This is a genomic window from Clostridium sp. MCC353 (assembly GCF_018785315.1).
GTDB lineage: Bacteria > Bacillota > Clostridia > Lachnospirales > Lachnospiraceae > CHH4-2.
In genome coordinates this window covers 117,245-139,204 of record NZ_WQPN01000025.1, presented here as the reverse complement: position 1 = coordinate 139,204, position 21,960 = coordinate 117,245, and the positions used below count along the sequence as shown (strand labels likewise).

20 protein-coding genes are annotated in these 21,960 nt (G+C 47.2%); 6 read left to right on the top strand and 14 right to left on the bottom strand.

Annotated features, from left to right (window positions below; genetic code table 11):
* Window positions 1-128 precede the first annotated feature (128 nt).
* Entirely contained in the window at window positions 129-1,001 is an 873-nt protein-coding gene (locus GPL15_RS06795) for a PHP domain-containing protein (protein ID WP_215697278.1), read from the bottom strand.
* A 182-nt stretch (window positions 1,002-1,183) separates the two neighbouring features.
* Between GPL15_RS06795 and GPL15_RS06790 the strand changes: the two genes are divergently transcribed.
* The gene (locus GPL15_RS06790) at window positions 1,184-2,161 is read left to right on the top strand and encodes a 3'-5' exonuclease (RefSeq protein WP_215697276.1); all 978 of its coding nucleotides are present in this window, start codon (window positions 1,184-1,186) and stop codon (window positions 2,159-2,161) included.
* 74 nt (window positions 2,162-2,235) lie between these two features.
* Here the strand turns inward: GPL15_RS06790 and GPL15_RS06785 are convergent, their stop codons facing one another.
* From GPL15_RS06785 to GPL15_RS06760, 6 genes are all read right to left on the bottom strand, one after another.
* Window positions 2,236-2,928: a response regulator transcription factor gene (locus tag GPL15_RS06785; RefSeq protein ID WP_215697274.1), complete on the bottom strand. Its 693-nt coding sequence runs from the start codon at window positions 2,926-2,928 to the stop codon at window positions 2,236-2,238.
* A 157-nt stretch (window positions 2,929-3,085) separates the two neighbouring features.
* On the bottom strand, window positions 3,086-4,180 hold the full coding sequence (locus GPL15_RS06780) for a DUF4118 domain-containing protein (RefSeq protein ID WP_215697272.1): 1,095 nt from the start codon (window positions 4,178-4,180) through the stop codon (window positions 3,086-3,088).
* 18 nt (window positions 4,181-4,198) lie between these two features.
* On the bottom strand, window positions 4,199-5,731 hold the full coding sequence (locus tag GPL15_RS06775) for a D-alanyl-D-alanine carboxypeptidase family protein (protein WP_215697270.1): 1,533 nt from the start codon (window positions 5,729-5,731) through the stop codon (window positions 4,199-4,201).
* 160 nt (window positions 5,732-5,891) lie between these two features.
* Window positions 5,892-6,584 (bottom strand): TIGR01906 family membrane protein, encoded by a 693-nt coding sequence (locus tag GPL15_RS06770; RefSeq protein WP_215697268.1) that lies wholly within the window; start codon window positions 6,582-6,584, stop codon window positions 5,892-5,894.
* The gene (locus GPL15_RS06765) at window positions 6,581-7,252 is read right to left on the bottom strand and encodes a trimeric intracellular cation channel family protein (RefSeq protein ID WP_346344910.1); all 672 of its coding nucleotides are present in this window, start codon (window positions 7,250-7,252) and stop codon (window positions 6,581-6,583) included. Before GPL15_RS06765 ends, GPL15_RS06770 begins: the two co-directional genes overlap by 4 nt.
* Before the next feature lie 34 nt (window positions 7,253-7,286).
* On the bottom strand, window positions 7,287-7,745 hold the full coding sequence (locus tag GPL15_RS06760; protein WP_215697267.1) for an 8-oxo-dGTP diphosphatase: 459 nt from the start codon (window positions 7,743-7,745) through the stop codon (window positions 7,287-7,289).
* 366 nt (window positions 7,746-8,111) lie between these two features.
* Between GPL15_RS06760 and GPL15_RS06755 the strand changes: the two genes are divergently transcribed.
* The 5 genes from GPL15_RS06755 to GPL15_RS06735 all read left to right on the top strand — a co-directional run bounded on the left by GPL15_RS06755 (window position 8,112) and on the right by GPL15_RS06735 (window position 14,690).
* Window positions 8,112-9,080, top strand: coding sequence for a tripartite tricarboxylate transporter substrate binding protein (locus GPL15_RS06755; RefSeq protein WP_215697265.1), 969 nt, complete (start codon window positions 8,112-8,114; stop codon window positions 9,078-9,080).
* A gap of 16 nt (window positions 9,081-9,096) precedes the next feature.
* Complete coding sequence (locus GPL15_RS06750; RefSeq protein ID WP_215697263.1) at window positions 9,097-9,654, top strand: tripartite tricarboxylate transporter TctB family protein; 558 nt, start codon at window positions 9,097-9,099, stop codon at window positions 9,652-9,654.
* A gap of 25 nt (window positions 9,655-9,679) precedes the next feature.
* A complete protein-coding gene (locus GPL15_RS06745) occupies window positions 9,680-11,185 on the top strand; it encodes a tripartite tricarboxylate transporter permease (protein ID WP_215697261.1) in 1,506 nt (501 codons plus the stop codon).
* A 57-nt stretch (window positions 11,186-11,242) separates the two neighbouring features.
* Window positions 11,243-12,493, top strand: coding sequence for an enolase C-terminal domain-like protein (locus GPL15_RS06740; RefSeq protein ID WP_215697259.1), 1,251 nt, complete (start codon window positions 11,243-11,245; stop codon window positions 12,491-12,493).
* 325 nt (window positions 12,494-12,818) lie between these two features.
* Window positions 12,819-14,690: a PrpR N-terminal domain-containing protein gene (locus GPL15_RS06735; protein ID WP_215697258.1), complete on the top strand. Its 1,872-nt coding sequence runs from the start codon at window positions 12,819-12,821 to the stop codon at window positions 14,688-14,690.
* Window positions 14,691-14,749: 59 nt separating this feature from the next.
* Here the strand turns inward: GPL15_RS06735 and GPL15_RS06730 are convergent, their stop codons facing one another.
* The 7 genes from GPL15_RS06730 to GPL15_RS06700 form a co-directional block, all read right to left on the bottom strand.
* The gene (locus GPL15_RS06730; protein WP_215697256.1) at window positions 14,750-15,379 is read right to left on the bottom strand and encodes a V-type ATP synthase subunit D; all 630 of its coding nucleotides are present in this window, start codon (window positions 15,377-15,379) and stop codon (window positions 14,750-14,752) included.
* A 42-nt stretch (window positions 15,380-15,421) separates the two neighbouring features.
* Window positions 15,422-16,819, bottom strand: a complete 1,398-nt coding sequence (locus GPL15_RS06725) for a V-type ATP synthase subunit B (protein ID WP_215697254.1) — start codon at window positions 16,817-16,819, stop codon at window positions 15,422-15,424.
* Between the two features lie 20 nt (window positions 16,820-16,839).
* The gene (locus GPL15_RS06720) at window positions 16,840-18,606 is read right to left on the bottom strand and encodes a V-type ATP synthase subunit A (RefSeq protein WP_215697253.1); all 1,767 of its coding nucleotides are present in this window, start codon (window positions 18,604-18,606) and stop codon (window positions 16,840-16,842) included.
* Window positions 18,599-19,117, bottom strand: a complete 519-nt coding sequence (locus tag GPL15_RS06715) for a V-type ATP synthase subunit E (protein WP_346344909.1) — start codon at window positions 19,115-19,117, stop codon at window positions 18,599-18,601. The genes GPL15_RS06720 and GPL15_RS06715 overlap by 8 nt, the downstream gene beginning before the upstream one ends.
* 89 nt (window positions 19,118-19,206) lie before the next feature.
* On the bottom strand, window positions 19,207-19,515 hold the full coding sequence (locus GPL15_RS06710) for a V-type ATP synthase subunit F (RefSeq protein WP_215697249.1): 309 nt from the start codon (window positions 19,513-19,515) through the stop codon (window positions 19,207-19,209).
* Window positions 19,516-19,518: 3 nt separating this feature from the next.
* Window positions 19,519-19,950, bottom strand: coding sequence for an ATP synthase subunit C (locus GPL15_RS06705; RefSeq protein ID WP_215697247.1), 432 nt, complete (start codon window positions 19,948-19,950; stop codon window positions 19,519-19,521).
* 71 nt (window positions 19,951-20,021) lie between these two features.
* Window positions 20,022-21,959, bottom strand: coding sequence for a V-type ATPase 116kDa subunit family protein (locus tag GPL15_RS06700; protein WP_215697245.1), 1,938 nt, complete (start codon window positions 21,957-21,959; stop codon window positions 20,022-20,024).
* Between the last annotated feature and the right edge of the window lies 1 nt (window position 21,960).

The following is a 21,960-nucleotide window of genomic DNA, read 5'->3' as shown; positions in this document are numbered from 1 at the left end:
CCTGCTGAAAGCCTTAGTTCCACTTAACGGTTGGAATCAGACCCCTGTATCGTTGGTTTCCCCGGTACCGCTCCCCGGTCCTCTGTCCCGCCGTCCGCTCTCCCCGCTTTCCTGCGTAACTTCCTCAATTAAATCCCAAGTTTAAAATCTAAAGTCCCCACCCCATCGCAGTTCGTTCCGCCCAGACGGACAGCCGGTTTGGTTTTTCCATGGAAATCGCTTCCCATTGTCTGAACCAGGTGATATTTTTCGGCGATTTCCCGGTAATACCGGATGTCCTCGTCTGAATGGTAGCTGCTGTAAACCTCGATACCGGATACCCCGCATTCAACCATGTGGGCGATTTTTTCCTCATCATGTTTCACCGTTGCTCCCGGATGAGCGATTACGGAGACACCTCCGGCGCTTCGAACCAGTTCAATGGCCTCTTCAACCGTTATGTAAGAAACCGGGATAAACGCTATTTTCCCCTGAGAGCAGAAATCCCAGAAAAAGTTGACATAAGGATTGTCGCTCCGGCTGCCGCCCGGATAGTATGGTTTCATCATCGGGTTACTGAAGTTGCGTTCATCTTCCAGGGCAACTTCTGCGATTGTTTCGCCGATCACCACCCCGTCTCTGGATAACGCCATGACTTTTTCAGGATCAAAAGCGATACCGGCCTGGAGAAGGAGGTCCATTGTCTGTACCGATCCGGCTTGTTTCTGCTTCAGGATCTGGCGTTCATTTTTCTCAAATCTTTTATCCGTAATATCAATTCCATATCCCAGAAGGTGAAGGTCTAAATCCTGGCAGGTACAGTCAAGCTCAATTCCGGGTATTATCTGAATTCCGTATTTTAAAGCTTCCTGTGTCATTTCACTGACGCCCCGTACAGAGTTATGGTCGGTGAGGGCTGCCGTTTTAAGATTGCTGTCATAACATAATTTTGCTAATTGGGCAGGAGTAAACTCGCCGTCAAGGCTGATGATGGAATGCATGTGTAAATCAATAGTGCTCATAGGTCTGCCTCCTTTCAATGCGTTAGATGGTTTTAGTTTAGTGTAAATGAATTACCGTGTCAACCGGCAATGAAAATAAAAATCCCGCATTTATACATGTACTGTTACATGATTTCTGCCGGATTTCTGCTGGAATGATTTTCAATAGGCAAATGCTCTAATATATGATATAATCAAATATTATGAAGACTTATATTGTATTTGACTTAGAGTGGAATCAAAGTCCACAAGGAAAAGAGGGTTCCATAGAGAACTTTCCATTTGAGATCATTGAGATCGGCGCGGTGAAACTGGATGAAACATTCCGGGTATTGGATGAGTTTCACAAGCTGGTGAAACCTCAGGTCTATAAAGAGATGCACTATATGATATCGGAAGTGACCCATATGGATATCCAGGAGCTGAAGGAACAAGGGGAGGATTTCGCTTGTGTGGTGCAGGAGTTTTTAGACTGGTGTGAAGATGAGCCGGTATTTTGTACCTGGGGGCCGATGGATTTGACTGAACTGCAGAGAAATATGGTCTATTACGGGATGGAGATTCCATTTCCTATGCCATTATATTACTATGATATTCAGAAGCTGTACAGTTTGAGATTCGGTTATGGCAAGGTGAGGGTTTCTTTGGACACCGCAGTGGCTGAGATGGGTATTATGGAAGAGCGGCCATTTCACAGGGCGCTGGATGATGCCTACTATACGGGAAAGGTGATGGCTTATCTGGATTTTAGCGAGATGGAGCCATATATTTCTCTGGATTATTTCCGGGTGCCTCAGTGCAGGGCGGAAGAGATTTATCTGGTATTTCCCGACTACTCAAAATACGTTTCCAGAACATTTGAGAGCAAAGAAGAGGCGCTGGAAGATAAAACGGTTACGGATATGGTGTGTTTTCAGTGCAGACGCATGCTGCGGAAAAAAGTCCGCTGGTTTTCTGTGAACCAGAAAGTTTATTTCTGCCTGGCAGTCTGCCCGGAACATGGATTTTTAAGAGGCAAGATCCGTATGAAGAAGACGGATGATGAGAAAATCTATGCGGTTAAAACGATAAAGATTGTCGGGGAAGAAGGCGCCCGTCAGGTCATGGATAAAAAGGAAGAAGTCAGGAAAAAACGGAATATGAAAAACCGTTTGAGCAGGATAAGGAAAAAGCAGATTTAACATAAAGGGTGAAGGCATTTCGCGAAATGCCTTCACCCTTTATGTTAAAAAAAACGTCGTCTCATGTAAATACATCATTCCTTCATCCGGTATCCCACGCCTATCTCCGTAAATATATACTTGGGTTCAGCTGGATTTGCCTCCAGTTTTCTTCTGATATGGGCCATATTCACCCGCAGAATCTGGTTATTGGTATCCGTAAACGGCCCCCAAATCTGTTTTAATATATAATCATAAGTGAGCACTTTGCCGGGCTGTTTCGCCAGCAGGCAGATCAGTTTATATTCAATCTGCGTCAGATGGACTTCCCTGCCGTCCACAGTCACCAGACGCTTTTCAAAATCAATGGTCAGGCCGTCTACAGAGTAGATGTTGGCATTGGCAGAACCTGCCACCGTATTGGTATGGCGCAGAGCGGTGCGGATGCGGGCCAGAAGTTCCGGCGTTCCAAATGGCTTTGTGATATAGTCATCCGCCCCGTGATCCAGCGCATTGACTTTTTCATTTTCCTGTGTGCGGGCGGAAATCACGATGATCGGCATATTGGAGGACCGGCGGATGGTGCGGATGACCTCCATTCCGTCAATGTCCGGCAGCCCAAGGTCTAAAAGAATCAGATCCGGGCAGCAGGACGCGGCAAGTGAGAGCCCGTCCGCTCCGGTAAATGCGGTTACAGCTTTGTAGCCGTTATTTGTAACCGTGGTTTCTATAAAATTGCAGATGTTCTTTTCATCCTCAATGATGAGTACTGTAAATTTATGAGCCATGTCAATCCTCCATGCCGGAGCGTAGTTGTGTAAATATTGCGCTGCGCAGGCACGCGCTGAGAATGCCAGATTCTAAGCTGCGATTCAAATTTGTGGCTCCGGCACAAATTTGGGGTGAAAAATAAACCGTCACGACTGTTTTTCACAAACCTGCGATTCAATCTTTAGTTTTGTTATTTCGTTCCTCATTGTCCTTTAATGGCAGGGAAAATGTAAATTCCGCCCCGTCCTGATGGTTGGACGCATGGATTTCTCCATGATGGGCCATGATAATGGTTTTGCAGATAGAAAGGCCGATGCCCATCCCCTTATGGGAATCGCTGCTGCTGTTGCTGCTTGTATTATAACCGTCAAAGATGGTTCCAAGCAAGTCCTCTTTGATCCCCTGTCCATAGTCTTTAATGTGGAAGTATACGAAATCATTGTGGATATCCACATAAAAATCAATGGGTTTTGTGGATTCCGAATGATAGACCGCATTTTCGAGCAGGTTGATGATGACCTGTTCGATCAGCGTGGCGTCCATGGGTATCATGATGAAATCATCGGGAATTTTCACCTGAACCTGAGCTTCCGGAAGGCGTTTGCGTAACCGCATGACCGCTTCGGACACCACCTCTTCAAGGGGTTCCTCCGTTTTATTGACCTTCATGTTGTCATCTTTAATTCTCGTGACGGACAGAAGGTTTTCCACCATGTTGAGAAGCCAGTTTGCATCCTCACAGATGGTGGAAACCATGGCGTCCTTTTCTTTCACGTTTAATTTCTCACTGTTTTCCAGATAAGTGGAAGCGGTGCCGATAATGCTTGTCAGGGGCGTCCGAAGATCATGGGAAATGGCCCGCAGGAGATTGGCCCTCATGGTTTCCTTTTCCGCTTCCATAAGCAGTTTTTCCCTCTCATTGATGATCCTGTTCTGCTCCTTTAAATGGGTTGTCAGCGTGCTGGTGGTGCTTGAAATAAACATCATTCCAATAAATGTCATCGGGTATCCGTCAATGGTGAAATTCAGTTCCATGAAAGGAAATGTGAATACATAATTGACGCAGATTACGCCCACTAAAGAGGCGATAATACCTGGAACGTACCCATCCGTATATTTGGCCACAAATGTGACGGCCAGCATATAGATGATTGCAATGGTAGTGGTATTTCTCCGCGTACAGTAAAAAAATATGGAGGCGATTATCGTTGCGATAATTAAAAATATAGTCGTGGTGATTGTATTCCTGAGCAAAACCCGCCGGCTCATGGGATCCCCCCCTTTGGTTTATTTAAAAAACGGAAATTTCTTGCGGCGGCGTTTTTTGCGCTTCGTCGTATAAGACGACCGCCTTTGTTCCAATATCATATCAAATTCAGTGGCAGAATAACCGGCGTCCTGAAACCGTTTCAGCCTTTTCTGACGTCGGATGAGACGCGCCTGTTCTTCCTTTTTTTCCTGATAGATTTTAATTGCGGCGATGATGCCGGCAATTACCGCCAATGCCGCGATCACGCCTAAAATTGTCCATACAACGGATGGGACGGCAAAGGATACAGGCTCTTTTGCAGGCTTTGCAACCGGTTCCGTTTCTGCCGGCGCGGGGGTGGTGATTATCATCGGCTGTGTTTCCGGCTGCGTCTCAGCCGCCGTTAAGGCCGGTTCGGATCCGGGTTCCCGGGCTGGAGCAGGTTCGGACACCACGGGCCGGTTCACCATCAGATAGGCGGTTCCAACCGTACGGGATCCATATTTGTATAAAACTTTTGCTATGGCATTTTCCGGATCCCCAGGCTTCATATCAAAGCTTATGGAGGATGAGGCATCGGAAAATGAAGAGCTTTTAGGCAGGGTAATGTGGGCATCTTTATCGATGGAAATGGCAGCCAGATTACTGCTGGGAAGACCGGCGATGGTCATATCATTTTCCAGGGAAGTAAACGTGGTTTCATGATCCGCAATCCTGAGAGACTGAAAGTTCTCAAATCCGAAATCCAGCAGCGCTTTGGTATCCGCGTAATGGGTCTGATGGCCGTTTAAAATGACGGTAATCAGCTTCATCCCGTCCCGTTCTGCACAGGTCACAAGGGTGTTTCCGGCCAGGGAAGTATATCCTGTTTTGCCGCCGATGACACCGGGATAATAGCGGGAATCATTCTTTTTCAACATGGAATGATGGGCGTAGATGGTGCGTCCCTCCGTATTCCGGATGGTTTTGGGAATATCGTAATAGGTGGTGGAATCGATCTCCACGAAGGTCGGATTCTCAAAAGCGGCCTTTGAAATCAGGGCCATATCATAGGCCGAAGTATAATGATCCGGGTTATTCAGGCCGCTGGGATTTGCAAAGTTGGAGTCCACGCAGCCCAACGAGGCGGCTTTTTCATTCATCATGACAGCGAATTCTTCCATGGAACCGGCCACATGTTCCGCCAGGGCATTGGCCACCTCGTTGGCGGACTGCAGCATCAGACCGTAGAGACAGTCCCGGACGGACAGCTCGTCCCCGGTTTCCATGCTCATATTGCTGCTCCCGGACTCCACGTTATAGACGGCATTTTGTGAAAATGTGACGGTTTCGTCCAGATCGCAGTTTTCAATCACAAGGAGCGCTGTCAGTATCTTCGTGATGCTGGCCGGAAAATAGGTCTGGTGTATGTTTTTGCCGTAGATCACAGTCCCGGTATCCGCATCGATTACGATACCGCCTTCGGCTTCGATTGAAACATTCTCCGTCCATTCAGGTGCGGCAAACGCTGTCAGGGGAAATATACCTGTGAGAAGGCACAGGCATAAAAACAAGGTTAGAAATTTCTTCATCTATTATTAATCTCCATATTTTGAAAATAAATTTTGGAACAAGGTGTCTGATCAACAGTATATGCCATTTTTGGAAACAAGTAAAGACAAAAAGGCTTTCATATTTCGCGCCGGACGCATATTGAGTGAACGGCGTAATCTATGAAAAGCCTTTTATCTGTCAGTGTCTGTTCTTTTTGTCCCGGAGTATAAAATACAGGCAGACCAGGAAAAGCACAGCGGCGGAAATGCCATATGTGATACCAATCCGGGCGGCTGTGTCCATAAAAAATGGTTCCGGCACAATGTTGATTAACAGGTCTGTGGCAGGATCTAAAATCCACAGGTCGTTGTTAAAGAATATCTCATGGAAAATTACAAAATATTTGTTGAAATCCGTGGATATAATCCCGGCCAGCAGCAGTAAAACGGCAAAAAACAGTCCGGTTCCCGCGCATAATGTTCTGGGTAAGATTTTCTTTGCGCTGCCTTTCAGCAAAAACATGACCAAAATGCATGCGGCGGCAGTCAAAAGGCAGATCCGGCGCAGGACGAGGGCGCCCACAAAAAGCCCTTTTACATCTTCCATATGAGCGATTTCCCGCTGGTTAAAAAATTCCCGCTCCTGTCCATTTACAATTGTCATAACGTGCAGGTCTTCCCTGTCACCCCTTAAAAACTGCATCATTTCATGGGTGACGTCCAGAAGATCCTCCATTTCCATGTGAACATCTTCCGTCACATTGTATTTTGCGTATTCCTTTTCATAATAGCCCGGCGTCCAGTAGGCCACCGCCTCTACGGAAGTGATCAGCAGTACAATCATCAGACAGAATGCCGCCAGTATGCCTAAAAAATATTGAATGATTTTCATGATTCCAAGTCCTTTCGCTTTTTGGTTGCCGTAGGCAGATTCCAGCAGTAGTGTGTGGCCAGAAGGCGGATCAGCACCACCAGAAATGCGCTGAGCAGGATCGCCGCGTTAGAATGGGTCCGTTTAAGCAGAAATGTATAGGCCAAAGCGCCGGCAATGGATGCGCAGGCATATACATGTTTTCTGAGCACATAAGGGGTTTGTCCCGCCATAATATCACGTAAAATGCCGCCGCCCACCCCGGTGAGCACGCCCAGAAATACGATTAAAAAGGTGTAATCCCCATAGCCGCTTTCAATTGCGGTGTCTATGCCGACCACGGTAAATGCGCCCAGCCCCACCGCGTCAAAAATGTTCATCACTTTTTCATAGGTTTCAATAGAATGGCTGTCCAGAATCTTTTGGTTCATCCGGACGATTATAAACAGTAGGATTACCGTCAGAAATGCAACCAATACATAAATAGGATTTTTAAACAGGTTTGGAGGTATGTTTCCGATCAGAATATCCCTAAGCATTCCGCCGCCAACAGCCGTAGTGACCCCGAGCACGATCACGCCTAAAAGATCCAGTTGTTTTTTTATGGCAACCATGGCGCCGGAGGATGCAAAGGCTATGGTGCCGACCATTTCTATTAAGAAAAACAGAGTCATGTTTATTTTCATCATGTTACCCTTCTGAAATTTGTTGGTTTGTGCGCCCCTAATAGAGTTTTACCGGCCATTCATCAGTTCCGGGACGGTGTTCATACATAAACTCATTGATATCAGGGGAATCAAATACCTCTAAAAGCTCCATAAAATCATCCACAAGGGGATATTCCCCAAGACGGCTGCGGTCAATCCAGACCATTTCGCCCTCATCTGAGCTGGTCAGAGTTCCCTCAAAACAATTGGTTTTAAACAACAGGACGATATATCGTTCGTCCGCGTCAGTCTGAAACTGTTTGACGCCGCAGAGGCGCAGGGATTTGACCGTTAGGCCGGTTTCTTCCTTCATTTCCCGGATTGCGGCCTGAACGAAGGATTCCTGCTTTTCTACGTGGCCGCCGGGGAAGGTATAGCCCTTCCAGTCTTCTTTTACACGGTTTTGCAGCAGGATTTTATCGTTTTGATAGATCATGCACAGGACTGTGAGAATGGATTTTTCACATTTGGACATAGGGAACCGCCTTGTTTCTTTTTACTAATATACAAAATACACTTTATCATATTGCAGGGAACGGCGCAATGGGGAAAATCACCGGATGATCCTGTTCCTTCGGCCAGCTTGTTCCGCTGTTGTTTTGGCACTCTTCAAAAGGGCAGGAATTGTTTCCGTATGTGGGCGCAAGCACAAAAAGTGAAACAAATAATTGCATAAAAAATAAGATAAGAAATAAATAATTTCATAAAAAGTAACTTTGTGCGTTTCGATTACCTAAAAGTTTCTTTTTTATAAAAAAATACCATAGATTTTTCAACTGTCGAATTATATCATATGGAACCATAAGCAGCAAAAAATCAGCAGTAAAAATAGGAGGAACGTATGAAATTAAAAAAAGTATTAGCTATGGGATTAGCAGGAGTTTTAGCCCTTTCTATGGCCGGGTGCTCCAAAACTGAGAAGAAAGAAGAGTGGCCGGACAAGGCAATTACAGTATATGTACCTGCGTCTGCAGGTGGCAGTACAGACAATACCTGCCGTATTCTGGCGGAATATATGGAAAAAGAACTGGGAGTATCCTTCGTCATTGTCAATCAGCCGGGCGGTTCCGGCGGTATTGCAGCGGCATCTATGATGGATGCGGCGGCAGACGGCTATACACTCATGTATTTCCACAATACCATGATGACGGCGAACCTGACCGGTGCGGTTGATTACGTGGCTACCGACGTGATGAAAGCCATGAATGTGACAATGAGGGATTTCCCGGGTGCAATCTGCGTGCGGTCTGATTCCAAATATGAGACGCTCAAGGATTTAGTGGATGATATCAATGCAAACCCGGAAACGGTCCGTATCGGCGTGGAGACAGGGGGCGGCTCTTACCTGCAGGCCAAGATGTTTGAAGATTCGGTTGGGGGCCAGTTGAAATACCTGGATTACGGTTCTGATTCCGAACGCATTACCGGGCTTTTGGGCGGCAAACTGGACATGATTTTCCTGGGCGTAGGCGGAGCGGCCAGCTATGTGGAAAGCGGCGATTTCCGTATGCTGGGCGTTTACGGAGAGGAACGTAACCCTCTGGCTCCTGAGGTTGAAACATGTAAAGAGCAGGGATTGGATTTTGTCTGGGGCGGCCAGATCATGGGATTCTGGGGACAGAAGGATTTACCGGATGATATCGTGAATAAGTTTAACGGCGCGCTGGAAAAAGTTCTGCAGAACCCGGAAGTTGCGGAAAAACTGGATGCGTTAAGTTTCCACGCCACTTATGAAGACTGTGAAACGGCGACCAAGACCATGAACGACTGGCTGGATTCCATCATGCCCTATAAATCCATGATGCAGTAAGAAAGGAAGAAACCGGATGAAATTTCGTGAAGTGTTGAAGAAAAACGGCGGTGTCAAAGAGTTTTTCGTGCCGGTTATCTTTGGGAGCTGGCTTTTGTATCAATTCATCAGCTCATTTTCCTTAAAACAAAGCAATTTTGATTCCCTGGGATCAAATGGTTATGCAAGAATTATTTCGGGCTGCGGGTTAGTTTTGATTGCTGTTTATTTGATTGACCGCTGTATTACACTATTCCGGGCCTGGCGGGACGTGGAGCAGGAACCGGCCGGACCTGTAACAGAAGCGGGGGACGTAAGACGGGAATCTGTGGAAAAAGGGGATTTCCGGCAGCGTTTTGTGGCATCGGTCAGAACCCATTATGAGGTGTCCATGCTGGTTATGTGCGTGCTCTATGTATTTTTGATTGGGCAGATTGGATTTGTGATTCCCAGCGCGGTGTATCTGTTCACTGCGATGATGGCGTACTCTTCGAAGGAAAACAGGAACCTTATTGTTATCGGCATTTTGACTGTCCTCTTTTCCGTAGGCATTTATTTCATTTTCCGCTACGGATTTAAGATCATGCTTCCATAGGTATTACAGGCAGAAAGGAGAGTTTATGGTTAGTCAAATGATTGAAAGTTATGTCAATGTCATTACGCCCCTCAATCTGTTCCTGATTTTGGGAGGAACTGCTTTCGGCATTATATGCGGAGCGCTTCCGGGAATTTCAGGAACCATTGCGGTGGTTCTTGGATTGACGGCGACTTATGGAATGGGCAAATACTCTGCATTTGCATTTTTGATGGCGCTGTATATCGGAGGCCAGTCAGGGGGATTGGTATCCGCGATTCTGCTGGGTATTCCCGGAACGGGAGCGGCTCTGGCCACAACCTTTGACGGGTATCCGATGACGAAAAACGGCGAAGGCGGGAAAGCGCTGGGCATGGCGATTATCGCATCTTTTATCGGTACATTAATCAGTATTTTTGCGCTGATGTTTATCGCCCCCATCATAGCCAGCATTGCGGTTAATTTTGGCTCTGTGGAAATGTTCAGCGTTGTGTTGTTCGCACTGGTTCTGGTAACCATGCTGGCCGGAAAAAGCATGTTGAAGGGGTATATTTCCATCTTTATCGGCTTATCTCTGGCAATGATCGGAACCACCCCTGTGGATGGGATTTCCCGGTTTACATTCGGGTTCGGACAGCTGCGGACCGGGCTTTCCATCACACCTATGTGTGTCGGTGTTTTCGCCATTGCAACAGTTTTGACGGCAGGAAAGAAAACGCCGAAAGCAGCGGTGAACAATGTAAAGATCAAAGGGCTTGGAGTTTCGCTGAAAGAAGTTATTCTGCAGATTAAAAATATGATCATTTCCGCGGTAGTGGGAATCGGAATCGGAATTCTCCCGGGAATCGGGGGAACCACATCGGGGCTGATGGCATATGGGACGGTAAAAAGCGTATCAAAGCACCCGGAGAAATTTGGGACAGGCTGCGTGGACGGAGTTGTGGCAACGGAAACGGCCAATAATGCAACCATAGGCGGAGCCATGGTGCCCCTTTTAACCCTTGGAATTCCAGGAGACGGAGTTACGGCAATCCTGTTGGGGGCAATGACCATTCACGGGCTGCAGCCGGGGCCTCTTCTGCTGAAAAACAGCGGGGATGTGGTCTATTCCATTTTCGCATCCATGACCCTGGCGTCCTGCGCCATGATTCTGATCATGTTTTTATGTTTGAAATACATAGTAAAAATGCTGGATCTGCCCCAGTATATCCTGATGCCGGTCATTATGGTATTATGTGTAGTAGGTGCGTTTTCCAATAACTCCCGTGTTTTTGAGATTTATGTGTTTCTGATTGCAGGAATTATCGGAAAATGCCTGGATTTGGTGGACTATCCCCAGGCTCCGCTGCTTCTGGGATTTCTGTTAGGGGGATATCTGGAAAAATACCTCCGCCGCGGGCTTCAGGCCACAGACGGCAGCCTGATTGCATTTTTTGATTATCCTCTGGCAACGGTATTTATTATTTTATCCGCAGTATTCTTTATCATTAATATTATGAGGTACATAAAGAGCGGAAAACAGGCGAAACAAGGAAACCAAGCAGTGATGTAAAGAGACGGTTCAGCCTGATGCCGGGTCTGAACTGTCACTGGTAAAGGAGATAAGAATATGAAAATAACGGATGTTCATGTAATTACATTTAGAAAAGACAGTTGGCTGGGAGCGGATAAAGACGGACATACCCATCCATGCAAAAAAAGGGATTCCATGGTATCTCTTCTGGAAATTGAAACGGATGAAGGGATTACTGGACAGTATCTTTCGGCAGATATCTGGCAGACTCCCACGGAGCAGTTTGACGAAACAGCCCTTCCCGACAGAGGAATGGCCAGCTACCAGTTAGCCGGGACAGGAAGTTCCCTCCTGGCAGCCATTCAAAAAATTAAGCCCATTCTGATTGGGGAAAATCCGTTCTGCAGGGAAAGAATTTTCGCAAAAATATTCAGAATGCAGCGGATCGGCGGATCGACGCCCATCGGGGATGAGATCGTGCGGGTGGTGGATGTTGCCCTTTGGGATATTTTCGGAAAAGCGGTGAATATGCCGGTTTACCAGATTCTGGGAGGCCACCGCCGCAGGGTGCCGGCTTATGGAAGCATTATGGTAGGAGATGATATCCCCGGCGGACTGGACACGCCTGGGGCCTATGCAGAGTATGCAAAAATACTGGTAAAACGGGGATATCAGGGCATTAAACTTCATACCTGGATGGATGAAAAATGGGCGGATAATGAAATTGCAGGCCTGCCTGACGTAGAAAAAGATCTGGACGCCTGCCGCGCCGTCAGAGAGGCGGTTGGGGACAAAATGCCGTTGTTTTTAGACCCGTTCCATAACTATACCAGGGAACAGGCTCTGTATATCGGCAGGGAACTGGAGCGCCTGGGATTTGAATGGATGGAAGAGCCCATGGACGAGTATGACATTGAATCCTACAGATGGCTGACGGAAAAACTGCCTCATCTGTCAATCTGCGGCCCGGAAACAGCCCATGGAAAAGGGCAGGTGAGAGCGGAGTGGATCCGCAGCAAAGCCTGCGATATTGTAAGGGCCGGAATGACGGACGTAGGTGGAATTACACCCATGATGAAGATTTTGCATTTGTGTGAAATGAACGGAATGCCTCTGGAAGTGCACGGCGGCGGTGCGGATACGATCCAGTTTATGGGGGCCATGACGGTTCCAGGAAAATATTATGAGCGCGGTCTGCTGCATCCCTTCCTGGAATTTGACACCATGCCGCCGTGGCTGCTGGAAACCATTGATTATATGGATCATGAAGGCTATATCCATGTGCCGGAGCGTCCGGGCCTGGGTTATGTGCTGAACTGGGATTATATTAAGGAAAATATGCTGTAGTACTAGTACTGGCGCTGGGATATTGGAGAGCCCGGTATCTGCGCTTCGGAAAACAAGGTTATTTATAGTTATAGGCTATCCTCTGTCTTGACACAGAGGATAGCTGTTTTTGTTTCAAAGCTATTTTCAAACGCGCTCTGGTATCGCAGTAAATACAAGCGTCCGCTGTGGTACTTGTGATAATTTGCATTCTTGATCTTAGGGCATTGGCACTTTATAATAAACTTCAAGAGGTTATCAAGCTGAAAGTTATCAGACTAAAAGTTATCAGGCTGGAAGTTATCAGCCTGAGGAAAGGGCAAAAACGTCTGAGAAGGGATAAAATATGGGTAAAATTGTTCTGTTTCTGGCAAAACCGGAGATGGTTGCAGAAGCATCAAAGCTTTTAAAAAATGAGGAATATGAGATTGATATAGTAAAGCAGGTGGACACATCTGTGGTGGTTCAGGAGGCTAGGAATGCGGTGGACGATGGGGCTGACGTCATTATTGCCCGGGGAAATCAGGCCATGTATCTCAAGCAGCATCTTTCGGTCCCGGTGGTGGATATCCGGATTACGGTGCAGGAACTGGGGATTCTCATCAGGAAAGCCAAAAAACTTTCCAAATTGGAATATCCGAAAATCGCTATCATTGTCAATGCCGATATGCTGCCGGATATCACCCACTTGGGGGAGCTGTACGATGCGGAAATTGAAAGCTATATTGTATATCCGGATATGGACATTAAACTGCTGCTGGATCAAGTGGTGGAGCGCCGCACGGATGTGATTATCGGCGGCAGCAATGTTATGGTGGAGGCCGCAGGCAACTATGGGATTCCAAGCGTACATGTTGCGCTGACGCAGGATGGACTGCGGGAGGCATTTCGTGTGGCAATGATGATGAAATACGCCATTGACGTGGAAAAGAAGAGCAACGCCCAGATAAAAGCGCTGTTGGATAATTCATTTACAGGCATTTTGAGGACAGACAGAACCGGGGAGATCACGACCATCAATACATTTTTTCAAACGCTTCTCAGGAAAAAAGAAAAGGAAATTGTGGGCAGAAAGATCCGGCAGATATTTCCGCCCATAGAGCAGCAGGAAATCGAGCAGGTATTAGGAAAGGGGCAGGCCGTCTACAGCACATATACCATTATGGACGATAACACGGTTAATTTTATGATGGTGCCAGTTATTGTGGAAGAGATGGTAGAGGGCATGATGGTCTTTTGCTGTCTGGTTCAAAAGAGCGTGAGAAATCCGTATCAGACGGATATGCAGCCTGCGGAACGGAATTATTTTGATAAATTTTTCAGCAGCTCTTCCAAGATGCAGCAGTGCATCCACCTGGCAAAGGTCTATTTACAGTCGAGAAATCCAATTTTGATCCTGGGGGAGGCGGGTACGGAGAAGAAAGAACTGGCTCACAGTATCTATATGAGCAGTTTGAACAGGAACGGTCCCATGGTCTGCGTTGACTGCAGAAACCTGACGGAAGAAGAACAGGCCAAAGTGATATTCGGAAAAAATCCTGCATCAAATTATGTCAGCGCAGTTAAGCGCGCTCAAAACGGCGTGCTGCTGCTTTTAAATATTGAATATTTAAGTATGCAGAACCAATCCAGGCTGTATGATGTGCTGACCTATAATTATCTGATGGAAGAAGCGGATGACAGACCGATGCTGCTCAATGCCAGAGTTCTGGCGACGGGAACAAAAGATTTAAAAGCTCTGGCGGAGAATGGCCGGTTCCAGGCAGAATTATTTTATACGCTCATGGGGCTTATGATAGAGATACCGCCCCTTAGGGAGCGGAAGGAAGACCTAATAAAGGCCATCGATACCTACTTTGATTTATATGCTAATAAATACTCCAGATTCTTCACCCTCACAAAAGGGGCCAGAAATTACATGATTGGATATCCCTGGTTCGGAAATTTGACGCAATTGGATCACTTCTGTGAAAAATTAATCTTATTTTCCAATTCCAGAGTCATAAATGAAACCATGGTCATCGATCTGCTCCGGGAAATGGAACTGATAAAAAGCCAGGAAATACCGGCCACAGCCGAGACGGAAACAGATTCTGGCAGACAGAAGGTTCTCAATCTTCTGGAAAAATATCATGGGAACCGGCAGGATGTAGCGGATGAACTGGGGATCAGCAAGGTGACGCTTTGGAGATGGATGAATAAATATGGAATAAAGTAATAAAAGAAACATCACCCCTCAAGGCATTTTCGAAAATGCCTTGAGGGGTGATGTTAAAATCATGTTCCGCTGTTTTTCTCCTTCGTCCTCTTAATCACCTTCAACCTGGTAAACTCCTCCCGTTCCTTCTCCTCCAAAGAATTGGTAATGCTCTTTGTCAGTTCTTCATACGTAGGAATAGTGATATTCTTCAGCGCGTTTGCCCTTTTCTGCGTTTTCTTGATGTTATTGGCAAGGCGGTAAGCGGAGTTTTCAACCATGGAAAGCTTAATCGTCAGCTCCTTTACCTTTTCGAATTTCGCCCTCGCTTCGTCCAGAGATTCCCGGGTGCTGTAATAGGCGTAGGTTAAATCCATGGGCGCATCCTCATGCTGGACCAGCGGGATTTCCGTACCCATGATGCTGCGGGCCTTGATTCTGATTCCGCGTTCAATTGGGACGGAGGCGCTGATTTCCTGCACATAGTTGATGCCCAGCTCGATGTTGGCCTTTTGGAGGGCCTTATAGGCCTCTGTGAAGGTCACATCGATTTCAGACTGGATGCCTTTGGCCTCATCGATCAGGTTCATGAGTTCGCGGATCAGGATATTTCTCTTTTTATCCATCAGGCCATAACCCTGACGGGCCAGAGCCAGAGAGTTTTTTGCCAGTATTAAATTACCTTTAGTAGGAAATGAATTTGGATTCATAAAATACCTCCATGCCGGAGCGTTTTTTTACACGCCCCATCCTTACTCTTCTGCGGCCTGCGGTGTCGTGGGCTTATAATATACATCCAGAACCTTGGTATCGATACGGTCCAGTTCTTCCCGTGGAAGCAGCCCTAAGAGCTCCCAGCCGATATCCAGTGTCTCTATGATGGTACGGTTTTCATGCTGGGACTGGCCCACAAATCTTTTTTCAAATTCTTTGCCGAAAATCAGGTATTTCTTGTCGATAGGAGACAACTCGTCTTCACCGATTACCGAGGCCAGCGCCCTGGCGTCCCCCACCTTTGCGTAGCAGGAGAATAACTGGTTAGCCACGTCCTGATGATCCTTTCTGGTATATCCTTCGCCGATGCCGTCTTTCATCAAACGGGAAAGGGACGGCAGAACATTGATCGGGGGATAAATGGACTGCCCTTGCAACTGGCGGTCCAAAACGATCTGCCCTTCTGTGATATAACCGGTTAGATCGGGGATCGGATGGGTGATATCGTCATTGGGCATGGTTAAGATCGGAATCTGGGTGACAGACCCGTTCACTCCCTTTACGATTCCCGCCCTCTCGTAGATGGTGGCCAGTTCACTATATAAATAGCCGGGGAAGCCTTTTCGGGATGGAATCTCACCTTTGGAGGATGAGACTTCACGCATGGCTTCCGCAAATGACGTCATATCGGTCAAAATGACCAGAATATGCATGCTCTTTTCAAATGCCAGATATTCAGCCAGTGTTAAAGCCACTTTCGGAGTGATCAAACGCTCCACAACCGGGTCATTTGCCAGGTTGATAAACATGGCTACGTGGGAAGAAACGCCGCTCTCTTCAAAGGTTCTGCGGAAGAACTCAGCCACATCATATTTAACGCCCATGGCGGCAAATACGATGGCGAATTCTTCATCGGAATTTTCCCCTAATGACGCCTGCTGTACGATCTGTGCGGCAAGCTGGTCGTGGGGAAGGCCGTTTCCTGAGAAGATTGGAAGCTTCTGCCCCCGGATCAGAGTGGTTAAACCGTCAATGGCTGAAATGCCGGTGCGGATATAGTTACGCGGATATTCACGGGTTACCGGGTTTAAGGGCTGTCCGTTGACATCCAGCATTTTTTCCGCTTTGATTTCTCCAAGGCCGTCAATCGGAGCGCCGATGCCGTTAAAGGTACGGCCTAACATATCCTCAGACACGCCGATTTCCATAGGATGCCCGGTCAGGCGGGTGTGGGTATTTCTGAGGGCCATTCCTTCCGTCCCTTCAAATACCTGGATGACGGCTTTGTCATCATAGATTTCAACGATGCGGCCCAGCTTCTTTTCTGTGCCGGCCACAGTCATTTCTACAATTTCATCGAATGCGGCTCCCTGTATGCCTTCCAGCACTACCAGGGGTCCGTTAATCGCGCTTAAACCTAAATATTCAATTGCCATTATAAACTTCTCCCTTCTGGTTATGCATTGCGTTCCACCACATCGTCATAATATTTGTCGATGGCTTTTTTGTAATCATCCAGCATATCGAGCCTGTCATTGGGAACATCATATTTGATGGAAATGATTTTGTCAAAAATGGGGTCTTCCTTTAGCACGGACATGGGCATTCCCATGGAAATCAGGGAACGGGATCTCTTATACAGATAGAGGATCACATCCATCATTTTAAACTGCTTTTCCAGCGGAACGCAGGTATCGTCTTTGTGGAATGCGTTCTGCTGAAGGAAGCCCACGCGGATGACCTTTGCGATTTCCAGGATCAGTTTCTGATCGTCCGGAAGCACGTCGCTGCCGATCAGCTTTACGATTTCCATCAGGCCGCTTTCCTGGGTCAGGATGTAGACCATCTGATTGCGGTAATCGATAAATTTCTTATCCACATGTTCCGTATACCAGGACGAGAGGTCGGATAAATACTCCGAATAACTGGTCAGCCACTGGATGGCCGGAAAATGTCTTGCATAGGCAAGAGCCTTATCAAGACCCCAGAAACAGCGTACAAAACGCTTGGTATTCTGTGTGACCGGCTCGGAGAAATCGCCGCCCTGAGGGGAAACCGCCCCGATGATGGTGACGGAACCCTCTGTGCCGTTTAAATTCTGCATCATTCCGGCGCGCTCATAGAAGGCCGATAGCCTGGATGCCAGATAAGCGGGGAAACCTTCCTCGGCAGGCATCTCTTCCAGACGGCCTGAAATCTCGCGGAGGGCCTCGGCCCAGCGGGAAGTGGAATCCGCCATGATGGCAACGTCGTATCCCATATCGCGGTAGTATTCAGCCAGGGTCAGACCGGAGTAAAGGCTGGCTTCACGGGCGGCTACGGGCATGTTGGAGGTGTTGGCGATCAGCGTGGTGCGGTCCATCAGGGGATTGCCTGATTTGGGGTCGATCAACTCGCTGAACTCTTCCAGAACCTGGGTCATTTCGTTGCCGCGCTCGCCGCAGCCGATGTAGATGATGATGTCGGCGTCAGACCATTTGGCGATCTGGTGCTGGGTCATGGTTTTTCCTGTACCGAAACCGCCGGGAACTGCAGCGGTGCCGCCCTTTGCCAGGGGGAACAGGGTATCCAGGATTCGCTGGCCTGTGATCAGCGGAACTGTGGCCGGGTATCTTTTGGCAGTGGGCCTTGGAACGCGGATGGGCCATTTCTGAATCATGGTGAGTTCCTTTTCCGTGCCGTCGGGCTGCTGGATTGTGATTAAAACATCGCTTATTTTATATTTTCCGTCCGGAACGGTTTTCATTACAAATCCCTCCACATCGGGAGGAAGCATTACTTTGTGTACAATAGCTGGCGTTTCGGGTACTTCCGCGATTATAGCGCCGGGAAAGAGCCTGTCGCCTTCCTTAACGACGATTTTCGCATCCCATAACCGATCCATATCCAAGGAATCAACGGAGACGCCGCGGCTGATATAAGCTCCGCCGGTGCGTGCGATTTCGCTGAGGGGACGTTCAATACCGTCAAATATGTTATTCAGGATTCCGGGAGCCAGGGTTACGGAAACAGGAGAACCGCTTCCGGTTACCAGTTCGCCCGGTTTAATGCCTGATGTTTCTTCATAAACTTCTATGGTGGTGTCTTTAGAGGTCAGTCCGATCACTTCGCCCACCAGGTTCTGATTTCCTACATAAACCATTTCATGCATCTGGAATCCCACATCGCCTTTGATATGGACAATGGGGCCGTTGATGCCGTAGATATTCCCAGTTTTAGCCATGGATCTTACCTCCGAAATCGAATTTGAAATTCTGCTTTACCTCTTCAAGCTTCGCCTGAAAGGAGTTGTCAATCAGAATATTCTTAGAGGGAATTACAGCCCTTGTGCCGCCCATAAAGGAGTATTCGCTGACCTTGATGTTCATATTCTGATGAAAGGCGGTCCGGCGGACTTTATCTTCATCCACAGGGTCCATGTAGATCACTAATTCCTCGTCCCCTGCCACCTTTTTTGCATAGGCGACCTGGGCTTCCAGAAGTTTTTGATAGTCGGGAGTGTCCATAAAGCGTTCCAGCATATCTTTTACTTCCACCAGAAGCTTATCTTTCAGTTCGTCATTTTTATGGCCGAGGGTGCGCTTGATGTTGATCTGTTCAATGGAAAGCTTTTTGTTGATTTCACGTTCTATTTTCTCGGTTTCCGATTGAAGCTGCATTTGGGCATGACGTTTGGCGTCTTCCTGGTGCTCGGCAAATGTCTGTTCCAGAGCGCTCATATATTCATCTAACATCTTTGCACTTCTGTTCCTGGCATCTTCCACGCAAAAGCTTTGAAAATGCTCTAATTTTTCCTCAGTAGTCAAGACGTTCACCTTCTTTCTTATAATTTCAAGCCGATGGCTTCGTTAACATAGGAAGTGATAAAGTCCGGCTTGCGGCCGGTGCCATGTCGGTCCGGTATCTCGACGATCAGAGGCAGTTTCCGTTCCAGCTTGACATTGTCAATGAGATCGGGAAATTCCCTGCCAAATTTTTCAGTCAGCAATACAATTCCGATTTCTTTATCGGCCAGGACCTTATCCAGTTCTTCTTTTAACTGAGCCCGTTCATGAACGACAGCGCCTTCCACCCCGGCCAGGCGCATGCCTGTATAGGTGTCGATGTTGTCGCTGATTAAATACATCTTCATAGATTACAGTTTACCTAAGATCATAAAGGAAATGATCAGTCCGTACAGACAAACACCTTCGGCAAGACCTACGAAGATCAATGATTTACCAAGAATGGAACCGTCTTCACTGATTGCGCCAAGAGCAGCGGACGCGGCGGCAGATACGGCAATACCGCCGCCGATACAAGCCAGTCCGGTGGAAAGAGCGGCGGCCAGATACCCCCAGCCAGCAACGCTGTTAGCGGCGGCGGCAGTGGTTTCAGCAGCAACCGCATCGCCTGAGAACATGAATATACTGGATACGGCGATGGTTCCAAGGAATAAGAAGATATTGATGCCCAATGCTTTTTTATAACGTCCCTTTGTCTTTTCACCAAATGCAAATGCGCCGAATGGAACAACGATGCTGAGGATTAATGCAGCAGCTAATGTGATTTTAACTAATAAACTCATGATAAATACTCCTTTTCATTTAGTTTGATTTAATAAAGAATCTCTTCCGGCCTGGATTTCAGAAGCCGTAATTAATTTTTTGCGGAAACATTTTTGCCGTATGGTTTAAATGCACGTCCGGTGCCTCTGTAGAAACGGCTGAACAGTTCATAGTATTCCAAACGGAGCACCTGGATGCCGACGATCAGTCCCTCCATGCCGCAGACGAATACATTTCCTAAAATAACCACAAGCCAGTTGGGATTCCCGGCCTCCACACCGCCTAACATCAGAACCACTTCCATCATGGCCGCATGGCTGACTGCGAACGCGCCCACACGGACAAAGGACAGTGTATTTGAAAAATAACTGAGCAGGACTTCAAATAATTCGAAAAATCCCTGTACGAAGAACATGCCTTTTTCCTTGGGCATGACTTCCGCTTTTTTCTCAACAAGGGCGGTTAACGGTTCCTTGCAGAAAATCACAATCAGAGGAATGACGAACATGACCACCAAAATGATGGTGGCAGGCAGCGGATTGCCTGTCATGTAAAGGATTACGGTTAATACCAGGCTGGCGTAGAAAACCAGTCCGGCTATGCCGTTTGTGTCAAAATAAGCCTTTTCTTTATCTTTAGAATGAAGGCTGTTGATAATATTGAGAACCATTGTCATCATGATGATCCCCATACCCAGGGCGATTGCCACCACAAAGACTGTGTTCAGGTTTCCGATAAATGGGAGCTGTGTCATGGCTTCTTTTGGCCTTAACCACACGGCGTCCAGGATCGTTTCAAAACCGAAAACGCTTCCGAACAGGAATCCGAAGATGGTGGAAAAGAACCCGCAGCAGGAAATGATAGCTGCCAGGCTGGCCTTTTTAAACCGGTACAGCAAAAGGCCGCCTAAAAGCAGGCACAATCCCTGGCCCACATCTCCGAACATGAATCCGAAGAGGAAGGAGTAGGTAATGCCGATCAGGATCGTCGGGTCTATTTCGTTGTAAGCGGGAAGTCCGTACATGCCGATGAACATCTCAAATGGCCGGAACAGCTTGGGATTTTTCAGCTTAGTCGGCGGCCTGCTGATGATGTTGTTATCATCTGTTTCCACAATGCAGAACGTGTTCTCATCATCGGAGATCTCTTTCTGGAACTGTTTTGCCTCTTTGGCAGGCATCCATCCGCATAAGATATAAAAAGTATGTTCCCGCTGTTTTGTGCAGGCCGCCATTTTCCTGACGTCAAAATTCTTAGCGTATTTCTGCAGTTTTTGATCTGCTTTTGCCAGTTTTTCCCGCTGGGAATTGAGGGCCTGTGAAATCTGGCCGTCGATTCCGTCTATTGATCTGTTTAATGTATTGATCTTTTCTTCCAGCACATGGGCGGCTTCGCTGGGAGTGCCTTCGTATTCATCCGGAAGGTAAAAACGTTCAAAATGCATGGAGGCGTAGATCGCGTCCACGCGGTCTGAAATGGTTTCGGGAACGAAGTAAACGGCCCAGACATAATCATCGTCCTCAAGGCATTTACAGAGCACCGTATCAATGGTGTCATATACATAGTTGTAAAATTTGTCATAATATTCATGGGCAATCCGTCCAAACCGGAATTTAATATAGCGGAAATGGAGAATTGAAGTTAAATCGTAATTCAAACCGGTAAACGGTATTACTTTATTCATGGAATCCTGGAGCACGGCAATCTGATTCTGAAGATCCTCTTTTTGTGCCAGCAGGCCGTTTAATTTATTGTCTAAATCGGTTATGAAACCGGCGGCTTCTTCTATTGTCATATCTTCATCGGAGACAGAAGGCGCATCCTTTAACGAGCCCAACAGTTCGGCAGACCTTTGGCTTATAGTTTTATATGGATTTGTCTCCACATAAGGCCTTAAATCTTTTACCGTTTTGAGTTCAGACAGGGCATTTTCCAAATGTATCTCATATTTGGAAAGGTATTGCTCGACAACTCTGTCGATATCTTCCTTGGGCCCGGTGATACTCAGGAATTTCATCTTTTCAATCACG